This is a genomic window from Paenibacillus sp. CECT 9249 (genome assembly GCF_918697855.1).
Lineage (GTDB): Bacteria > Bacillota > Bacilli > Paenibacillales > Paenibacillaceae > MSJ-34.
The window spans coordinates 120,344-138,320 of sequence record NZ_CAKKLI010000001.1; the positions used below are offsets into that span (position 1 = coordinate 120,344).

Consider the following 17,977-nt stretch of genomic DNA (forward strand, 5'->3'; position numbering starts at 1 on the left):
CAGTAATCTAATATGTTTATATAAACAAATATAATGTATCGCCTTTGGGCTATGCTTTAAACGGAGGGTAACTATGTCGTCGGAACATCGTTTGCAACTGGCTTCCGAGATGATCAAGCAAAAAGGAAGCCTGTCTGTGCAGGAATTAATGGATTATTTTCAAGTTTCCGATATGACAGTTCGCAGAGATTTGCAGAAATTGGAGAAGACCGGCGAATTTCGCCGCTTTCACGGCGGAATCCGCTACTTGGATGAGCCTCCCATACCAATGCGCGAAACGTACCGGGGGGCGGAAAAGCAACGAATTGCCGATTATTGTTTGTCGCTCATTCAACCCAATGACACGATTATTCTGGATTCCGGAACGACAACCTATCAAATCGCCGTGTCGCTGGCAAAATCGGACATCCATAACGTCACCGTCGTGACCAATTCTTTAAACGCCGCTCATGTACTCAGTCATGTCGAGCATATTCATCTCATGATGTGCGGAGGCGAACTGCGCAAAAATTCACAATCGTTCGTCGGGAAGTCGTCCCGCGATTTTTTCAGCCAAATCTATGTCAATAAAGCCTTCATCGCTACTGGCGGCATTACTCTAAAAGGATATACGACAGCAAGCTTTGCGGAGGCGGAAATTAAGAACAGTATGACCCAGGCGTGTGAAAAAACGTATATCGTGGCGGACTCGTCCAAATTCGGCCATCATTCCTTGCATTTGTTCGCTCCATTGGAAAGCGCCGATGTGATCGTTTCAGATTGCAATGTCGATCAGGAATGGTCGCAATTAATAGAAAAAAGCGGGATCGATCTCGTCAAAGTATAGGTTCGCATCAAATCGATTCGAAGGGCTGGGGATCCGGTCCTCTTCTCATGCCTGCACATAAATAAAGACGGGGAAACGCCGCGCGCTCCCACGTCTTCTATGTGTACTTGATTGCTTTATTTCAAAACTTCCTCCAATACAAGCTCCCTTTCTTGCGCCTCCTCCTTAACTCCGGAAACTTCCGCAACCTCGAGTTCGGAACGATCCTCTTGATTGCCCCGGCGCCGCGAGGCCAGATCTTCCGCTTTGCTTCGGGCTTTGCCGATCCAGGCGGTCGTTTGCTCGCTGACTTGTTTCACGACTTGCTGCGTCTTCTCCCCGACTTGCTGCGCTCCTTCTTTAATATCTTTGCGCAGTTCGCGTCCGGACTTCGGCGCAAACAGCAAAGCCGTAACCGAACCGACAATGCCGCCGATCAATGCGCCTACCATAAATGTTTTCCCTTTGTCGTTCATGCTCACACTCTCCTCGTTATTAGGCATTCGGCGAATCCGTCCGGGACGAAGACGAGCGGTGCTGCTGCCATCTTTTCCATAGACCGAACCCGAAATCGACCCATTCGAACAAATCGCCGATTCGCTGCTCGTTTCTGGCATGGGCAAGCCGGATATGCTCGACGGCCGACTCGGCCAGCGTCGCCGAAACCGCGGAAACTTCGGCAGTCACCTGCTCAATCGTCTCGCCGATCCCGCGTGCGGACGCGAACAAAGGGTCGACGGCGTGGACATGCTCATCGAGCTTGCCAAACGTCCGATTCGCCCGTTCGAGCAGCTCTTCGACTTCGATCCGCAGTTGTTCGGAATCGTCCTGCAACTGTTCGATCGCGGCTTGCGCTTTGAGAAACGTTTGATTCACCGTGCGCAGCACCCATATGGCAGCCGCGGCCACAGCGATGAACGCGACGGCGACGCAAACAACGCTCCATTCGATCATGGCGATGTCACCTCGTTATCCAGACATTTACGGGCGAATGCCCATTTCTTTACTGACATTATAAGTAGGCGCAGCTCGTCTTGACACAGCGGACAACCCGTTTTCGCGCAAAAAAAAGCATCCCGCGATGCCCTGGCGCAGACATCCGGATGCTCTTTCTTCTTATTATCCTTTCACCCCAGTCATGGAAACGCCTTGAACGATATGCTTCTGGAGAAAAATATAGACAACCATGGTCGGAATGGCCGCAATCGCGCTGGCCGTCATAATCGTATTCACATGCAGCACGTTATTGGCAAGGAATGTCGGAAGCCCGGTCGCGAGTACCATGTTGTCCTCCGAATTTATGGCGATGTACGGCCAGATGAAATTATTCCATGACATGATGAAATAGAAGATGCCGATCGAAACCATGGCCGAACGCGTCAAAGGCATATAGATCGACCGCCACATGCGAAAATCTTTGCAGCCGTCGATTTGCGCCGCCTCCATGTAGTCCTTCGGCAATCCGTCCATAAATTGTTTGATTAAGATCAATCCGAGCGGATTCGTTAAGCTAGGCAAAATAATGCCCCATTTCGTATCGAGCAATTCGAGTTTCAACACGGTTTCGTATAACGGGATCAGCATCGCTTCCGTCGGTATGAGCAGGCCGGAAGCGCACAGAATAAACCAAAAACCTTTCGTCTTAAACGATTTGCGCGAGAACGCAAATGCGGCAAGCGAGCTAATCGCTACCGTAATAACCGTAGTAATGGCGCCGATGACCAAACTATTCGATGTCCATTTCAAAATTTGGGATTCCGTAAGCACCTTCTCGTAGTTTCGTATCGTCAAATCCGAGAAGTCCACCCATTCTTTGATCGTGATGGCGGATACGCCTTCGGGTTTAAAGGAAACGACGAACATCCAAACTAGAGGAATGACAAATAAGACGGCCAATAAGACGGTCAGACTATAGATTGCAGCTCGAGCCACCTGTATTCCCCCTCTATTTACGATTCTTTTCTATTCATAAGCATGTATTGAACGGCGGCAATCAGCAGCATAAAGATGCAGAACATCGTAGACTGCGCGGCCGCGAGACCGAACATATCCTTCTTGAATCCCGTGACATAGATGTAACGGATGATCGTGTTCGTCGCGTCCCCCGGGCCTCCGTTCGTCATGATTTGCACTTGGCCGAACAATTTCAATCCCGCGATGATCTGGAAGAAGATTTGCACCTTCATCACGGAAGACAACCCCGGAAGCGTAATATAACGGAACTTTTGGGCCGCGGACGCCCCGTCGATGTCAGCCGCTTCATAAAGATCCGGCGAGATTTCCTGCAGTCCTGCCAGGAACAACACCATGACGAAACCGACGGTCCACCAGACGGTGGCGATGACGATCGACCACCATGCCGCATCCGGGTTTGTCAGCCAGTTGACGGATGGCAGACCCAACGAATTGAGGACGACGTTCACAAGCCCGTCCCTCGAGTCGAACATCCGCAGCCATATAAAGCTGATGACGGAGACGGAGAGAACATAAGGGAGAAAGAAGATCGACCGAAACGTCGTCCGGAACGGAATTTTCCGCTGAATTAATAGGGCCAACAATAAACCTAGCAAAATAATGGCGGGAACAACCAACAGGACGAAATAGAAGCTGTTCCATAAATATTTGAAAAAATCGGAGTTCCCCAGCAGTTTCGTATAGTTGTCGAGACCTACGAACTTTTGTACACCAAGAATTCCCCATGAATGAAAGCTGATCCAAACTCCGCGAAGCAGCGGCCATATATAGAAGACTAGAAGCGGTATGACAAATGGGGATAAAAAAGCGAACGCCGAAAATTCAAGCTTAAGACGTCTCTTCCACCCGATGCCGGCTCCATGCTGAGCTTTCACATTCATCCTCCTCCAATGGTCGGCGAACCGAACCTTTCTCTATAAGGTGGAACGGAACCGCATCGTTCGATGCAGTCCCTTCCCCAACGATCGACTAGTTCTGAACGATCTCGTTGATCTCCTTCTCCATGCCTTTCAATCCGTCTTCGACCGTCACGGTTTTGAAAATGATGCTCTGAAGCCATTCCTTGACGATCGTATCAATCGCATTGTATTGATCGGTCTTAGGCGCGTATTTCACCGTTTTCTGCGACTCGATGAATTCGGCGCGGTACGGCAGGTTCAAATATTCATCGCTTGCCGTAACGGCTTTGCCCGCGGGAACATGGCCCGCTTGCGCCCATATTTTTCCGCCTTCCAACGTGAAGTACTTCATAAATTTCATGGCCGCAACCTGCTTCTCTTCCGTCACGTATTTCGGAATGACGAGCGTATGGGAGCCGGACCAATGGGATTCGCTGCCGAAGAACGGAGGGATGGATACGATGCCGACATTCAGCCCGTCTTCGCCAAGATGCCAACCCGCTTCCCATACGCCGCCGAACCAGGTCGCGGATTTGCCGCTATGGAACGTATCCCAAGGCGTTTTGTCGTTGATATCGCTAAGTCCTTGATCGTACAAATCCAGGTAAAAGTTCAGTACGTTTACAGCTTTCTCGTTGTTCAGGTCGGCCTTGCCAAGGTCTTCCGTCAAAATATTGCCGCCCGCTTGATAGTACAGATTGTAAAAAGGTTCGTGGAAATATGGCGTGTTCACGCCGAACGGCGTCACGCCCGGCACTTTGTTCTTGATTTCCGTCAGAAATTGCTTGAAGCCTTCCGGAGAAATGTCGCCGAATTTCGGCGTGCCGTCTTCGTTCAACAAATCCGCCTGGCTGAGCAAATCTTTGTTGTAATAGAACATATGGAAATGCGTATCGAGCGGAACGGCGTAAGGTTTGCCGTCATAACTCACGCTCTCTACGTTCGTATCCGTAATCTCGCTGAAATTAAAATCCGCTTTGGCGGAGAGATCGTCGAGCGCGCTTAATTGGTCCGCCTTAACGAACGGAGCCAGCCGGTCCGCATGGGCGACGGCTACGTCCGGTCCTTTGCCCGACGCCAGCGCCGTACCCAGCTTCGCGTAATATTCGTTGGATTCGAGTCTGAGCGTCTTCACCGTAACTTCCTGCTGCGACTCATTGAATCCGTTTACGATTTGGTCTACGAAATCGCCTTCGCCGCCGCCGAACAGATTCCAGAACGTAATTTCGACCGGCGCGCCAGTCCCGTTTCCTGCTGCGCTGTTGTTCGTCTCTGCCGGTTTTTCCGTATTCGCCGGCGTATTCCCCTTCCCGGAGCAGCCTGCCAGAATCATGACGCCTGCGAGCGCTGTCAGCAACATCGATGCCCATCTTTTGTTTCTCTTCATGAGATGTTTCCCCTTTTCTTATTAAATTCGGATTGGCGCGCAACGCGGCATATTTGATGTAAGCGTCTACACCCCGTTCCTGACTTTAATCATAATCATTGCAATGCGATACTGAAACGGAATGAACCGCGCATTCTGTCGTAAAATACCGCTCTATTAAAAAGCACGAATTCATCCAACGAATCCGTGCCAGTGGAATATTTCACGATGCCGGCGTCAAATGTACGGATGCTTAACCGTCGCTTCCCTCTCTATATTCGCTTGGCGTCGCACCCACCATCTTCTTGAACAGCTTGGAGAAGTATTTGGAATCCGGTATGCCCACCATGAGGCTAATTTCGCCGCTCTTCAAATCCGTGCCGCGAAGCAGCACTTTCGCCCGTTCCAACCTGATTCTTGTAATATAATCAATGATCCCCTCGCCCGTCTCCTTCTTGAACAGGTGAGCCAAATAATTTTTGCTCAGATGGACGTACTGGCTGAGCACCTGCAGCGACAACGCTTGGTCGTAGTTCTGCTCGATATACGCAATCACTTTCGGAATGGCGCCTTTGTCGCTCGAATAAACGCTTCGCAGCTTCCGGATCAACTCCTCGTACACCTCGACGAACCACCGTTTCAGGTCCTCCAGCGTTTCAAGCCCTTTGATTTGGTCATACAGCTCCTTTTTCCGTTCATACAGCCATTCGTGGTCGTTCGTTAATTCCGAATACATATTGGTCAAATTCAATAAAAGCTCAATGGAAATCAAATGGGTCCTCTCGTAATCGAGCCTTGCTTCCGCGTCTTCGAATATTCGGATCACATATTGCCGCATCGCTTCCTTATCCAACGAATACAAATATTCGTTGAGCTTCTTGTTCAGCATCGGAGCCGGGCTGCTGCCCGGATCGGATTGATGCCTTGGCTCCGTTCCGATCACGATGCCGCAACCGAGAAACAACTTTAGCTTGTAGCGGCGTTCCGCCTGCGTATAGGCGTCGCGAAGCGCAGCGAGCGAGTGGAACATGCCGCTTGCCCCTACCGTTGCCGACACGCCCCAATCGCCGGATAAGCGGGAGATGATGCTTGCCCCCAGTTCCATTACGGCGTCGCTGTCCGCGCCTTTGAGCAGTACATTCCATTCTCCCGCGCTGCCGGAAAATTGCTCGCTGCGGCAGCCCTTGGAGGCACAAATCTCCCGAATGGCCTCCGCGGCTTCCGTATGCAGCCGGCTTAGATCTCCCTCCGCTAAGCGCCGGCTCAACTCCTCCATATAATCGATCCCGATATGGAGCAGCGTAAGCCGGCCCTCCCAATCGGATAGGCCGGAAGCGTACAGCTTGGCTTCGGTCACGCGACTCTCCGACAAGGTGCCGTGCGCGAGCCCCATAAGTAGCGCATCCGCTGCAATCGTTTCTGGCGCGGACGGCTCACTCGCTTGCTGCTCGGCAAGTTGACCGCTACCCTTCCGTTCCTCGTCAAGCAATGTTCTCAAGTTCAGCATGACCCGTTCCAAATCTATCGGCATCATATCCGATTTGATCAAATAATCCGTCGTACCTAGCCGCAGCGCCTTCTGCGCGTAATCGAAATCTTCCAGGCAAGTGAGCAGAATCAACTTCACTTGCTTGTCGAGGGCCCTGACCTGGCCGATGAACTCCATTCCGTCCATGACCGGCATCTTAATGTCGGATATGACGACATCGGGAGACAATTCCTCGAAGGCAAGCAAACCGTCCTTGCCGTTGCCGGCTTCCCCCGCTACCTTAAATCCGATATCCTCCCAATCGATCATCGCTTTGATGCCGTATCGAACCAAATGTTCGTCATCTACGATCAGTACTTTATACATGGTTGCTTTCCCCCTTCATAATCGGAAGCGTAATGACGACGGCGGTTCCTTCGCCCGGCCTGCTTGTGATGCCGAGCCCGTAATCCGCGCCGCAAATCAGCTTGATGCGCTCCTCCACATTGGATAGACCGACGCCAAGGAATGAAGCGCCTTTAGGCATCTCGTCCCAAGCTTGGCTTGCGGAGGCGTACATCTCTTGTTCGAATCCTCGTCCGTTATCCGTTACCTCGAAAATGAGACGGTCCCGATCCTGCCTGCAACGGATTGTAATAACTCCGCCTTCCGTATGGTCGGCGAAGCCGTGCAGCACCGCATTCTCCACAATCGGTTGCAAAATCACTTTCGGCGTTCTAAACAGCTTGACCTCGTCGGCGATCTCGTATTTTACCTCAATCCGGCCCGCCGCCCGCAAATTTTGAATGCCCATGTAACACTCGACATGCTCGATTTCCTCTTGCACGAACACCGTATCGTCTCCTTTTCCAATGCTGATATGCAGCAAGCGGGACAGTAGACGGGCCATCTCCGCAGCATTGTTCGCTTTTTGAAACAAGGCCGTCCATTTGATCGCATCGAGCGTGTTATATAAAAAGTGCGGATTGATCTGCGCTTCCAGCGCTTTTACTTCCGCAATTCTTTTATTGTTTTGTTCCCGATAGACCGCATCCACCAATTCCTCGATCCTCTCGACCATATCGTTGAAATGGTATTGAAGGCTTGCGATCTCGTCGATTCGATTCGCGTCCCTGTCGATTCTGGCGGACAAGTTCCCGATATGGACCTGCTTCATCGCTCTCACCATCCGCTTGAGCGGTCTGGAGACGGAACTCGCCATCGCATAGGCCGCAACGATTGCGAACAACACGCATGCCAAAATAATGACGGCGATCACCTGGATCACCCGGTCCGAATCCTTATACAAGCTGGACCTTTCGATGATATGCACGACTCTCCAATCGTTGCTCTTGAGCTGCAAGTAATTGACCATGACTTCTTTCCCTTTATAATGGGCGACGAATCCGTCCTCCATGGCGTCGTTATGTAGAAACGAACTATCGTTTCCGTCGAACCACTGCTCCACGGAAGTCATTAGCATCGATTTATCCGCATGGGATAAAATAATGCCGTTCCGATCGATAATGAAGCTTTCCGTATGAAGTTCGCTCTCCGCGTTTTTTTTCAAAATATCGCTCAACATCTCTTCCCGAATATCCAGAACGACCGCCATCCCAAGCTGCCGCCCGTCGTGAATATTGAATACCTGCTTGGAAACGGAGAAGACCAACTCTTCATGGTTATCCGCCGTGTCGGAATACAGCCCGAGCCGTGTCGGAAACCATACAAAGTCATTCCCCGCAGACATCGTCCGGTTAAAGAAATCAACCTTGCGCTCCGCCTGGTCGTCCCAACGGAAGATCCCTTTGATGTACATGGATTCCGTCATAAACGATACGGACTTAAACTCCGGGGAGACGGATGTAAAATAAGCAAGTTTGGAGGTTAGCGACAAATTCTCGACAACGCTCTCGTCCCGCTGCTGGATTTTATGGAGCAACGACATAATTTCCGGGTTCGTAATCATCTGCATCAGCATATCTTTGTACCCCGAGAACCGAATGTCGATATTTTCCCCCGTCTGCCTAATCAATTGCTTGGAAGAATCTTTGACCTTCTTGTCGATGGCGTCCTTCGTAATCGAATAGGAGACCACGCCCAAAATAAACAAGGGGATTAACGTTATCGCAATAAGCAGCAGCATCCATTTATAGGTAATGCTGGACTTCAGATGCCGCATGCTCTTTCCAAGCGCCCCCATATTGATCATCTCCATAAGTATAGGTACGAACAAAGTAAGACCCGGCCGCAAGGCTGGATCTTACCACTATCGTATCATCATCCCTCCGCCATTTTTATATCTTATTTAGTATAAAAAATAGAGATCGCAAAGTTTTGCAATCTCTATATGGCATGCCGCCAACGTTACTTATTCACCGTTCCAAGTTCTTTGTCCAAATATTGGCGAATCGAGGCTTCGAAGCTGCGCAGGACGTCCGGCAGTTCCTCAAGCAGCGGATGGCGCTCTTCGCCGTTCCAAGCATAATAGTCCTGCACCAGCGGCCTGCGCAAGCGCACCAGCTCTGTTAGCGGTTGCAACAAATCTGAAGGAAATACGCCTTCCTCCCCGATAATTTCCACAATATCTTCATAACTGCTGGCGTCCCGCATAATAAATCCGTCAATCAAATAGCTGCCTACGTCCGTCACGATTTCGATTGCCAAATGCAACGCTCGTTCTTGAGCGAGTCCGATCAGTTTGCCGCCGTCCCATTCCGCCATAATCGTTTGCATCGCTTCCACAATGCCCGGGATGCAGCGCAGCCGAAGTTCAATTTGTTCCTGATTTACGTAATACAAGGAGTTCCCTCCGCAACTGTCATTTATTTTTTTTCGCCTTGCGCTTTAACCATACGATCGTTACTGCAAACGTAATAACAACCACAAATAAAACCAAAAACGCTTGTCCTAAATCTTCGCTCAACTTGGTCCCTTCTTTCCTAGCTTTCGAAATCCACGCTTACCGAGCTTTCGCGAACGGTCGCCATATGCTCGATGACTTTGACATGTTCCGGGTGAACCTGGTACGCTTCCAACGCCGCAAGCGATTCGAATTTCGTAATTAAGGCAATATCGTAAGAGCGCTCGCTGTGCAGCACGTCGATGCCTACTTCCAATTCCAGCAATTCCGGGATTTGTCCGCGCATGGCATTCAGAACGTCCGCTGTCTTCCGCACGCTCTCGGGGCTGCGATCCTTTAACTTAAAAAATACGATATGGGTTATCATCTCATTATCCCCCTCATATTGACGCATTATTTTAATTGTACTCATAGTAGCGAATCATCTCAACCGGAATATGTAAATCCGCACTGATTTTATCGGCAATTTGACAAATCGATGAACAATTGGAGCCGACTCAAGCTCATACCGGAATCGGCATTCGATAGAACGAGAAACGCTTGCAATTTGGTCTGATTCGTCAATTAATTAACGATCTTTTTGTTTCAGCGCGGAGATAAGTTGTTTCACTTTATCCGGCAACGGAAGCCCGATTCTGCCGTAATTTTCGGTAATCGATATGAGCTCGTTCGCCAAATAAAAATAAATGGCGCCGGACATAATGACATCGGTGTGAAACAGCAAATCCATATGATGCGCCAACATGATGATCAATAGCATTAACGCTTTTTTGGCCAGCCCCCAAAATCCGACCTGGCTGTTCAGTCCGCTTCCTTCTTTCACCGATGCCGCAATGCCGCTGAAATAATCGATCGCAATCGTGATGAGAAAAATGGTGAGCAACTGGTTCCACTCGCCGAAAGCGAACGTCGCGGCAGCCCCGATGAATCCGCATATCGTGTTGAAAATGGTCTGATTCATTTCCCTCCTCCTTTGCCGCGTTTATCATATTCTATGAAGAAATGATAGATTTGGTGAGGGCAAACAAAAGAAACTGCCGTATCGTGCGATACGGCAGTTTGCGGACCAACAAATCGATTAGGACTTAAAAAAATTCGGCAAATAGTTGCGGTTAGCTTCCAACATTTCGAATAACATTTCCTTGGCTGCATTCACGGATGGAACGAGCGGATGATGGGCCAACGCTTGAAGCGCGATTCCCCGATCGCCCGTCACGGCCGCTTCGATCGTCAACTGTTCGTATGTTTTGACGGCATGCAGCAGCCCTTTCACATGTTCCGGCACGGTTACCGGCGGAATCGGCAGCGGCCCGTGCCCCGTCACGACGCAATTGACTTCAATGCTGGCATCGGCGGGAAGGAAGTCGTAAATGCCGCCGTTCGCTACGTTCAACGTTTGGATATCGCGGGCATCGTTATACAACGAATACATCAAGTTGACCGCCGCTTCGGAATAATACGCCCCGCCCCGCTGTTCCAACTGCTTCGGCTTCTCCTGCAAATTTTCGTCCTTGTACAATTCGAACAGCTCTTTCTCGACGCGGCTGACGACTTCGGCGCGGGTGCCGCTTTTCTCCAGCGATTCGCTCATGTCTTTATACATTTCGTTAGTCATATAATAATATTTCAAATAATAGGTAGGAATAGCGCGCAAAGATTGGAGAAATTCCGGATCCCAGTCGAGCGCGGACACGTTTTTGGCCGAATACTGCTTATTCGGATCGAGCAATTCGTCCAGTTTGTCCTCCCCGTTCACATACGCGGCCGTAACCCAATGCAAATGGTTAATGCCGACGAATTCCGGAAGGACTTCCTTTTGGCTAACCCCATACGTTTTCGCCAAATACTTCTGGAAATTGATAGGGGAATTGCACAATCCGATCGATCGAACTTTGGAATGCTTGGCGACCGCTTCCGTCACGATTCCGGCCGGATTCGTAAAGTTCAACATCCATGCGTTCGGCGCCAACTCTTCAATATCCCGGCATATGTCCAGAATAACCGGAACGGTGCGCAGCGCCTTCATCATTCCGCCCGGGCCGGTCGTTTCTTGACCGATCATCCCGTATTTGATCGGGATATGCTCGTCGCGTTTGCGCGCTTCCAGCAATCCGACGCGAATCTGGGTCGTGACGAAATCCGCATCCCGGATCGCTTCGCGGCGGTTTAGCGACAAATGGACTTCCATCGGCAGGCCCGCCTTTTTGACCATCCGTTTGGCCAAATTGCCGACGATTTCGAGCTTATGCTGTCCTTCCTCGATATCGACAAGCCAAAGCTCGCGAATCGGCATCTCGCTATATTTCTGAATAAATCCCTCGACAATTTCCGGCGTATAAGAAGATCCACCGCCGATCACCGCAACTTTCAAACCGGATTGATTACTCATCTGTCATCCTCCTCAATGTTTTGTTCCAATTTATTGCTATTTATTGGAAACTTTAAACGTTATGCTTTTGAGAGCGGCATAAGCGGCTTCATCAATGACATGGCCGCTTTCATCCATCGCGCTCATGACCGCCCCTACGACCGGTTCCATTTCGAGCTTGACGATATTGGCCTGCGGCGCAACCGAATTGACGACTCTGCGAATCGCTTCGACTAAATGCAATCCTTTGCTCTTCTGCAGGACGCTGCCTGCCAATACGACATCGAAGCTCTCGTTCTCCATATGAAGCTTGCGTATGATCGCCCGAGCCGCATTCCCCAGTTCCTCTCCTTCTTCTTCCAATATGGAAATCGCGACCGAATCGCCTTGTTCCGCCGCCTCGAATACCAATTTGCCCAAGTCGGGCGGCAACGTTTCGTGCCCGTACAGCACATCTTCATATAAGGTATCGAATGAATCGTATCCCGTTTTTTTCAAAACCATGTCGAGCAGCATCGTCGGCTCGCCGCGTCCGTCCCATGCCCGAACCGCCGAGCGAAAAGCATGAACCGCGAAATCCGATCCCGATCCTTTCCCGTCGCCGAACATATAGCCGAAACCGCCGTAGTCGGCTTGTACTCCTTGCGCGTTGCGGCCGGCGCAATTAAAGCCGGTTCCGCTAATGATAACGAGACCGTATGGATGCACCGTTCCGGCGCGCATGCCGATCATCGTATCGCAAACAATATTAAAGCGCTTAAACTCAAGGCCGGAAATAATAGGCCTTAAAATGGCCAAATCTCTTGCACGGTCCGCACCCGCCATACCGAAAAACGCGAATGTGACATCGTCCTTCGTAATATTCGCCTCTCTGAGCGCTTGGTCGCAGGCGGAATGAACGTTACGTTCGGCTTCGGCGCGATTGATTTGGTGATTCCCGTTGCCGCTGTACCCCTGTCCCAGCACCCGACCGGTCTCGTCGACAATTAAGGCATGTGTTTTCGTACCACCGGCGTCAACGCCCAAAAAAATGTTCAATAGAAACTCCCCTAACTTGTCAAAGTATACAATCCGCCTAATCTGAGGGATTCAATGTTGTTATTCTATAATTAAATTACCAAGAACCTATCGGATTAAGCTACTACAAATGTATTACAAACTGATACAATCTTACTGTAATCTTCATTCATGGTGCTGGACCGCCTGGCGAATATCGGTCGGCGATTGGCCGATATGCAGCCGAAACAGCCGGTTAAAATTGGACAAATTGCGAAAACCGCAAAGCATCGATATTTCGATTATTTTACGATCCGTCGTTTTCAGCAAGTGAACGGCATGCGCAAGCCGCAATTGAATCAAATAGTCGATCGGCGAGGTGCCTACGATCTGGCTGAACAACGCACAGAAGCGCGACGGGCTTAGATGCACCAGATTGGCGAGTCTCCGAACCGTCCATGGTATCGCGATTTGCTGTTCCATAATTTGAACGACATCTTGAATTAAATCCGATCCTTGCAGTTTAAAACGCGTTTTGTTCGCTTCTTTCAAAGCGAAATACCGGTTGACTAACGCTAAAAACCGAATGAGATGCGAGCGAATAACGGAGACGAAGGAGGGAGCCTGGTTGAGAAATTCAGTGCGCATATCTTGCAAAATTTCGGCAAGTTCGATCTGCTTCGGATGAGTCCGATCCAATAAATGGGTAAATCTGATGCCCATCTCATGAAACGGCAGCAGCAATTCCGGATCGTACCGCTGTTCCGTTGCAAGCCACGACGGATCGAACATAATCACCTCGATCTCCAAATTTTCCGTTTCAAACGCGCGATGAAGATCGTTCGAGTTAATCAGCAATATATCGCCTTTGCGGAACGAATACTTGATCCCGTTGATAAGATAGTATCCCGTCCCTTCGACAATATAATTGATTTCCAGTTCGTGATGCCGGTGCAATCGTTGAAAGAGCGGAGATACGCCGTGATTCTGCGAAATCTGGATCGGCAAGTAAGAAGGGAGCATAATATGATCTTTGGCTATCGTTGGATGCTGCCGCAACACCTTCACCCCTAACTGTATCCGCGCAAAATTACTCTTATTATACCATATAGTTGAAAGTGTTTACATTAAAAATAAGCTCATGGAAAGCTAGTTGCCGAAATAGATCCGGTAAAAAAAGCCCCGGGTTCGTCTTCCCGAGGCTGTCGCCGGCGTTGCGGTCCCGGCCAACCGTCAAGCAATCTATATAAAAGGGTGAGTAATGTCAGTATAGTAGCGAAACCTTAAAGACAACTTATTTCAATATTAAATGAACATAAAAATTATTCGGAAATTGCATCTGCGCATATCGAATTCAGATGATAAGTAAGCACTTCGACGATCCGCTCGCGATCCAAACGATGCGGCTCCAATAGCGCGTGCAGCGCTATTCCGTCGATTAAGGCGTACAATCTTTCGGTCTCCACCGCCTTATCCAACTCTTTGCGCAGCAAGCCGTAATAATCCAACCCTTCGATTAGCTTGCGCATACCGTTGTATATCTCGTCATGATTCGCGTCGAAAAGTTCTCCCTCGTATCTTTTATGAAAGGTGAAAGCGAACCAAACTTCCATTTCAGCCGTCTTCTGTTCGTCCGTCGGCACAAGTTCGAGCAGGATCCGCAATATTTTGTCCTTCGGAGGCAGGTCTCCTAAGGCGATCTCGTTAATTCGAGCCGTCGCCTTTTCTTTTACGAGCTTCATCGCGAAAGTAAGCAGTTCGTCCTGTGTAGCAAAATAGTGGCGCAAAGCGCCTAAAGACAATCCCGCTTCCTTCGCGATATTCCGAACTGTCGCCCCTTTCATGCCCAGATTGACGATGACCCGCCACGTAGCTTCGGCAATTTCATTTCTTCTTTCTTCATGATCGACTATTTTTGGCATAGTCCTATTTTAACAAAAACGAATGAAATAATACAGTTGTGCTATTTAAAATCGGATGTTATAATAATTTTTATTTTATATAATACACATGTGCGAAAAAGGGAAGTGATGATATGAATTTTGTCGCGTGGGCGATCATTGCCAGTGAAATCGGGTTTTGGGTCGTTATTTTATTAGGCTTGATGGTACGGTACTTGTTCAAGAAGCCTAAACTGGGACTTTTCCTGTTAGCCTTGACTCCCGTTATCGATTTGATCTTGTTGGTTGCGACAAGCGTCGATTTATACCGCGGGGCCGTTGCGACTACGCCTCATGCGATTGCCGCCGTTTATATCGGCGTATCGATCGGATTCGGCAAGAGCATGATCGCATGGGCGGACGAACGTTTTCGATATTATATCGTAAAACAAGGACCCCCGCCGACGAAACGATTCGGCATGGACTATGCCAAACATTATTTGAAGAGTTGGGGCAGGCATGTGATCTCCTATCTCATCGGTGCGGGACTGTTGGCCGGTCTCATCTATTTTATTAACGATCCTTCCCGTACCGAAGCGCTGTCCGGCGTGTTAAGAATATGGACGCTTGCGCTGGGCATCGATTTCATTATCGCGGTCTCCAATTTTATATGGCCCAAGAAATCGAAGCTTAGCTAACGGGACGACAGGCGAAACGGAACGCAAGGATAAGCGCGAATAGGCCGCAACCCCAGTTGCGGCTGACTCTTGCATTATGAATGTTCTTCCCCCTCACCCTCTCTTATCCTCCACTTCAACGCCCAATTGTCCAGTTCTTTCAAAGCCGCCTTGAAATCCATTCCTTTCTCGGTCAAGGAATATTCCACCGTTACCGGCACCGCGGGAAACACTTCGCGGCGAACGACCCCGTTCTGTTCCAATTGCCTCAACACATCCGTTAAAGATTGCGTTCTGACGATCGCCAAATCCCGATGAAGCTGTTTGAACCGCCTTTTCCCTTTCGAAAGCTCGGCAATCACTAGAAAGGCCCATTTCGCGCCAAGTATTTGCAGCACGGAACAGATGTTGGAATACCCTTGTTTATGTTCTTCTTCCTTCCTTAATTCCATTGTATACACCACTCACTTACTAATAGTTAGTTAGTCAATTCATTTGGACAATGAACAAATCCTTTGCCTTCTTACATAATTATCGTGACCTAATTATAATACAACAAAGAGATCTCGCAATATCCATTTTCCGAAAAACAGCCATGTGCTGGCCGCGGCAACATAGAGCAGAAAGGAATTTGTCCAATGAATCGACTGTCAATTTATATACTTGCGCTTGGAGCGTTTCTAACCGCAACTTCCGAGTTGGTCGTCTCCGGCATCTTATACGTCATCGCCGAAGACCTGCATATTTCTCTCGCCCTTGCCGGCCAACTGATTACGGCTTATTCGCTTGCGTTTGCGATCGGTACGCCGATACTGGTAGCGCTCACTTCCCGTTTGGAACGCAAAAAAGTGCTCGTCGCCTCACTTCTCTTATTCATGATAGGCTGCGTCATTTCTTCCCTAAGTTCGAATATTGCGCTCTTTATGGTTTCCCGTGTCATCACGGGAATCGCTTCGGGCGTTTATCTTGTCGTCACGTTCGGCATAGCCGCCAAAATCGTGCCGCCTCACAAATTGGGAAGCGCAATCGGTACGATCGTATTCGGGTTCAGCAGCGCGCTCATCTTGGGCGTGCCGATGGGGATCGCGATCACCAATTGGTTGAGTTGGCAAGCCATATTCATCATATTATGCTTGCTAAGTTTGATCATTGCGCTGATCATTTTCCGGCTCCTCCCCACGATCGAAGGAAGCGTTCCGGTTTCGTTCCGGCAGCAATTCCAGGTGCTGGGCAGTTCCGTGATCGTATTCGGCTTATTGCTCACTTTATTCAGAGAATCGGGCGGCTCCGTCTTCGTCACCTATTTGACACCGTTTCTTCAAGACCATCTTCGCATCCATGCCGCCAACGTAAGTATCGTTATGCTTGTGTTGGGCATTGTCGGCGCAATCGGCTCGCGCGCGGGGGGGTACGGCATCGATCGATGGGGAGCGGCAAAAGTCATCGTTCTGGGAATGATCGTGCAAATTGCCGCTTTGGCGCTTCTGCCGCTGCTAACCGAAGTCCCTCTTATCGGTCTGATGTTGGTCGGCTTCGTCATGCTTTCCATGTTTACGGTCGGTCCGGCTATTCAAAGCTATTTCATTCAACAAGCCCTCCGCTCATCCGATTTGGTTCTAAGTTTAAACACATCGACAACCCATTTAGGATTGGCCATCGGAGCCGGCACGGGCGGTTTGATGGCCGACACCGCATCTACGCTCCTGTATCATCCGTTGGCGGCAGGCTTCATCGTAGCGCTTGGATTAGGGGCGGGCTTGATCGGTTTTGCGGTCGGAAACAAGCGATTACAAGCTACTACTTCGTCTCTGCGCTGAGGTGCCGAAGCAAAGCCAAAGGGCGAAGGACCGACGCAACTTGGGCGCACACGCATTTGAAAGAAAGCATATGGTATCCCATAGACGAAAGCCCATATCGAATTGGAAAGGCAGGGAATACCGTGGCGATTTCTTACATGGACTATGCTTCGCCGAACGCGCAGTTTACGTATGATTTACGCAATAACCCTTTTTTCCGCAAGGATGACCGGAATTATATCAACGCTCTTTCGATCAGGCAGCTTAACACGCTTGGAAATACATCCCTGTTGGACATTTATTTGAGCGCCGGGAACGTGATCGAACCTCATTACCACCAGAACGCGTCGGAACTGGTATACTGTATTTCCGGCGCGGCCGTCGTCTCCATACTCAATCCGTTCACGAAAGAGTTGCGCAATTATCCGATCGGGCCTAGCCAGGTGGCGAATGTACCCCAAGGCTGGTGGCATTACGAAGTGGCTACCGCCGACAATACCCACTTATTGGCCATCTTCGATGCGCCGATTCCGGAATTTATCGGCGGTTCCGACTTGCTGCGCTTAACTCCGGCAAACGTGCTTGCCCATACGTATTGCCTCGACGAGCGAAAAGTAAGGGATACGTTGGCACCCATTACGAAGACGGTGTTCATCGGCCCGCCGAGCGAGTGCAGCGTTCAACAAGCCCAAGGAGTTCCTGTGCAGCAGGCGTACCCGCAGCAGGCTTATTCGCAACAGTCATATATGCAGCAAGCTTACTCACAGCAGGCTTACCCGCAACAGGCTTACTGCAATCAACCGCAGGGATACCGCTACCGGCAGCCGACAGGCTCCTCGCGGCAGCCCGCCGTCGGCAACGGAGGGTGACCGCGCAACTCGCGGT

At 49.9% G+C, this 17,977-nt stretch carries 19 protein-coding genes; 4 read left to right on the top strand and 15 right to left on the bottom strand.

Annotation, left to right across the window (positions count from 1 at the left end; genetic code table 11):
• The first annotated feature begins 73 nt into the window (after nt 1–73).
• Entirely contained in the window at nt 74–826 is a 753-nt protein-coding gene (locus LQ229_RS00590) for a DeoR/GlpR family DNA-binding transcription regulator (protein ID WP_230190677.1), read from the top strand.
• Nucleotides 827–942: 116 nt separating this feature from the next.
• On the opposite strand, the gene LQ229_RS00595 is transcribed toward LQ229_RS00590, so the two are convergent.
• The 14 genes from LQ229_RS00595 to LQ229_RS00660 form a co-directional block, all read right to left on the bottom strand.
• A complete protein-coding gene (locus LQ229_RS00595; RefSeq protein WP_230190678.1) occupies nt 943–1,281 on the bottom strand; it encodes a YtxH domain-containing protein in 339 nt (112 codons plus the stop codon).
• Nucleotides 1,282–1,300: 19 nt separating this feature from the next.
• Nucleotides 1,301–1,759: a DUF948 domain-containing protein gene (locus tag LQ229_RS00600; RefSeq protein WP_230190679.1), complete on the bottom strand. Its 459-nt coding sequence runs from the start codon at nt 1,757–1,759 to the stop codon at nt 1,301–1,303.
• Between the two features lie 165 nt (nt 1,760–1,924).
• On the bottom strand, nt 1,925–2,737 hold the full coding sequence (locus LQ229_RS00605) for a carbohydrate ABC transporter permease (protein WP_230190680.1): 813 nt from the start codon (nt 2,735–2,737) through the stop codon (nt 1,925–1,927).
• A 17-nt stretch (nt 2,738–2,754) separates the two neighbouring features.
• Nucleotides 2,755–3,654 carry a sugar ABC transporter permease gene (locus tag LQ229_RS00610; RefSeq protein WP_230190681.1) on the bottom strand — a complete coding sequence of 300 codons (900 nt, stop codon included), beginning with the start codon at nt 3,652–3,654 and terminating at the stop codon, nt 2,755–2,757.
• A gap of 94 nt (nt 3,655–3,748) precedes the next feature.
• Nucleotides 3,749–5,065: an ABC transporter substrate-binding protein gene (locus LQ229_RS00615; RefSeq protein WP_230190682.1), complete on the bottom strand. Its 1,317-nt coding sequence runs from the start codon at nt 5,063–5,065 to the stop codon at nt 3,749–3,751.
• Nucleotides 5,066–5,297: 232 nt separating this feature from the next.
• The gene (locus LQ229_RS00620) at nt 5,298–6,899 is read right to left on the bottom strand and encodes a response regulator (RefSeq protein ID WP_230190683.1); all 1,602 of its coding nucleotides are present in this window, start codon (nt 6,897–6,899) and stop codon (nt 5,298–5,300) included.
• Complete coding sequence (locus tag LQ229_RS00625) at nt 6,892–8,715, bottom strand: sensor histidine kinase (protein WP_216539426.1); 1,824 nt, start codon at nt 8,713–8,715, stop codon at nt 6,892–6,894. The genes LQ229_RS00620 and LQ229_RS00625 overlap by 8 nt, the downstream gene beginning before the upstream one ends.
• A gap of 164 nt (nt 8,716–8,879) precedes the next feature.
• Entirely contained in the window at nt 8,880–9,314 is a 435-nt protein-coding gene (locus LQ229_RS00630) for a HepT-like ribonuclease domain-containing protein (protein ID WP_230190684.1), read from the bottom strand.
• Between the two features lie 140 nt (nt 9,315–9,454).
• The gene (locus LQ229_RS00635; protein ID WP_216539424.1) at nt 9,455–9,742 is read right to left on the bottom strand and encodes a Dabb family protein; all 288 of its coding nucleotides are present in this window, start codon (nt 9,740–9,742) and stop codon (nt 9,455–9,457) included.
• A 201-nt stretch (nt 9,743–9,943) separates the two neighbouring features.
• Nucleotides 9,944–10,336 carry a phage holin family protein gene (locus LQ229_RS00640; RefSeq protein WP_216539423.1) on the bottom strand — a complete coding sequence of 131 codons (393 nt, stop codon included), beginning with the start codon at nt 10,334–10,336 and terminating at the stop codon, nt 9,944–9,946.
• 117 nt (nt 10,337–10,453) lie between these two features.
• Nucleotides 10,454–11,764 (bottom strand): 6-phospho-beta-glucosidase, encoded by a 1,311-nt coding sequence (locus tag LQ229_RS00645; protein WP_230190685.1) that lies wholly within the window; start codon nt 11,762–11,764, stop codon nt 10,454–10,456.
• Between the two features lie 36 nt (nt 11,765–11,800).
• A complete protein-coding gene (locus LQ229_RS00650; RefSeq protein WP_230190686.1) occupies nt 11,801–12,781 on the bottom strand; it encodes a BadF/BadG/BcrA/BcrD ATPase family protein in 981 nt (326 codons plus the stop codon).
• A gap of 144 nt (nt 12,782–12,925) precedes the next feature.
• Entirely contained in the window at nt 12,926–13,801 is an 876-nt protein-coding gene (locus LQ229_RS00655) for a helix-turn-helix domain-containing protein (protein WP_216539482.1), read from the bottom strand.
• A 260-nt stretch (nt 13,802–14,061) separates the two neighbouring features.
• Complete coding sequence (locus tag LQ229_RS00660; protein ID WP_230190687.1) at nt 14,062–14,661, bottom strand: TetR family transcriptional regulator C-terminal domain-containing protein; 600 nt, start codon at nt 14,659–14,661, stop codon at nt 14,062–14,064.
• A 113-nt stretch (nt 14,662–14,774) separates the two neighbouring features.
• Here LQ229_RS00660 and LQ229_RS00665 point away from each other — a divergent pair, with 113 nt between their 5' ends.
• The gene (locus LQ229_RS00665) at nt 14,775–15,317 is read left to right on the top strand and encodes a hypothetical protein (protein ID WP_230190688.1); all 543 of its coding nucleotides are present in this window, start codon (nt 14,775–14,777) and stop codon (nt 15,315–15,317) included.
• 74 nt (nt 15,318–15,391) lie between these two features.
• On the opposite strand, the gene LQ229_RS00670 is transcribed toward LQ229_RS00665, so the two are convergent.
• Nucleotides 15,392–15,748 (bottom strand): helix-turn-helix domain-containing protein, encoded by a 357-nt coding sequence (locus tag LQ229_RS00670; protein ID WP_230190689.1) that lies wholly within the window; start codon nt 15,746–15,748, stop codon nt 15,392–15,394.
• A gap of 186 nt (nt 15,749–15,934) precedes the next feature.
• Between LQ229_RS00670 and LQ229_RS00675 the strand changes: the two genes are divergently transcribed.
• Both LQ229_RS00675 and LQ229_RS00680 read left to right on the top strand, forming a co-directional pair.
• A complete protein-coding gene (locus LQ229_RS00675) occupies nt 15,935–17,113 on the top strand; it encodes an MFS transporter (RefSeq protein ID WP_230190690.1) in 1,179 nt (392 codons plus the stop codon).
• A 122-nt stretch (nt 17,114–17,235) separates the two neighbouring features.
• Complete coding sequence (locus LQ229_RS00680; protein ID WP_216539415.1) at nt 17,236–17,961, top strand: cupin domain-containing protein; 726 nt, start codon at nt 17,236–17,238, stop codon at nt 17,959–17,961.
• Nucleotides 17,962–17,977 lie beyond the last annotated feature (16 nt).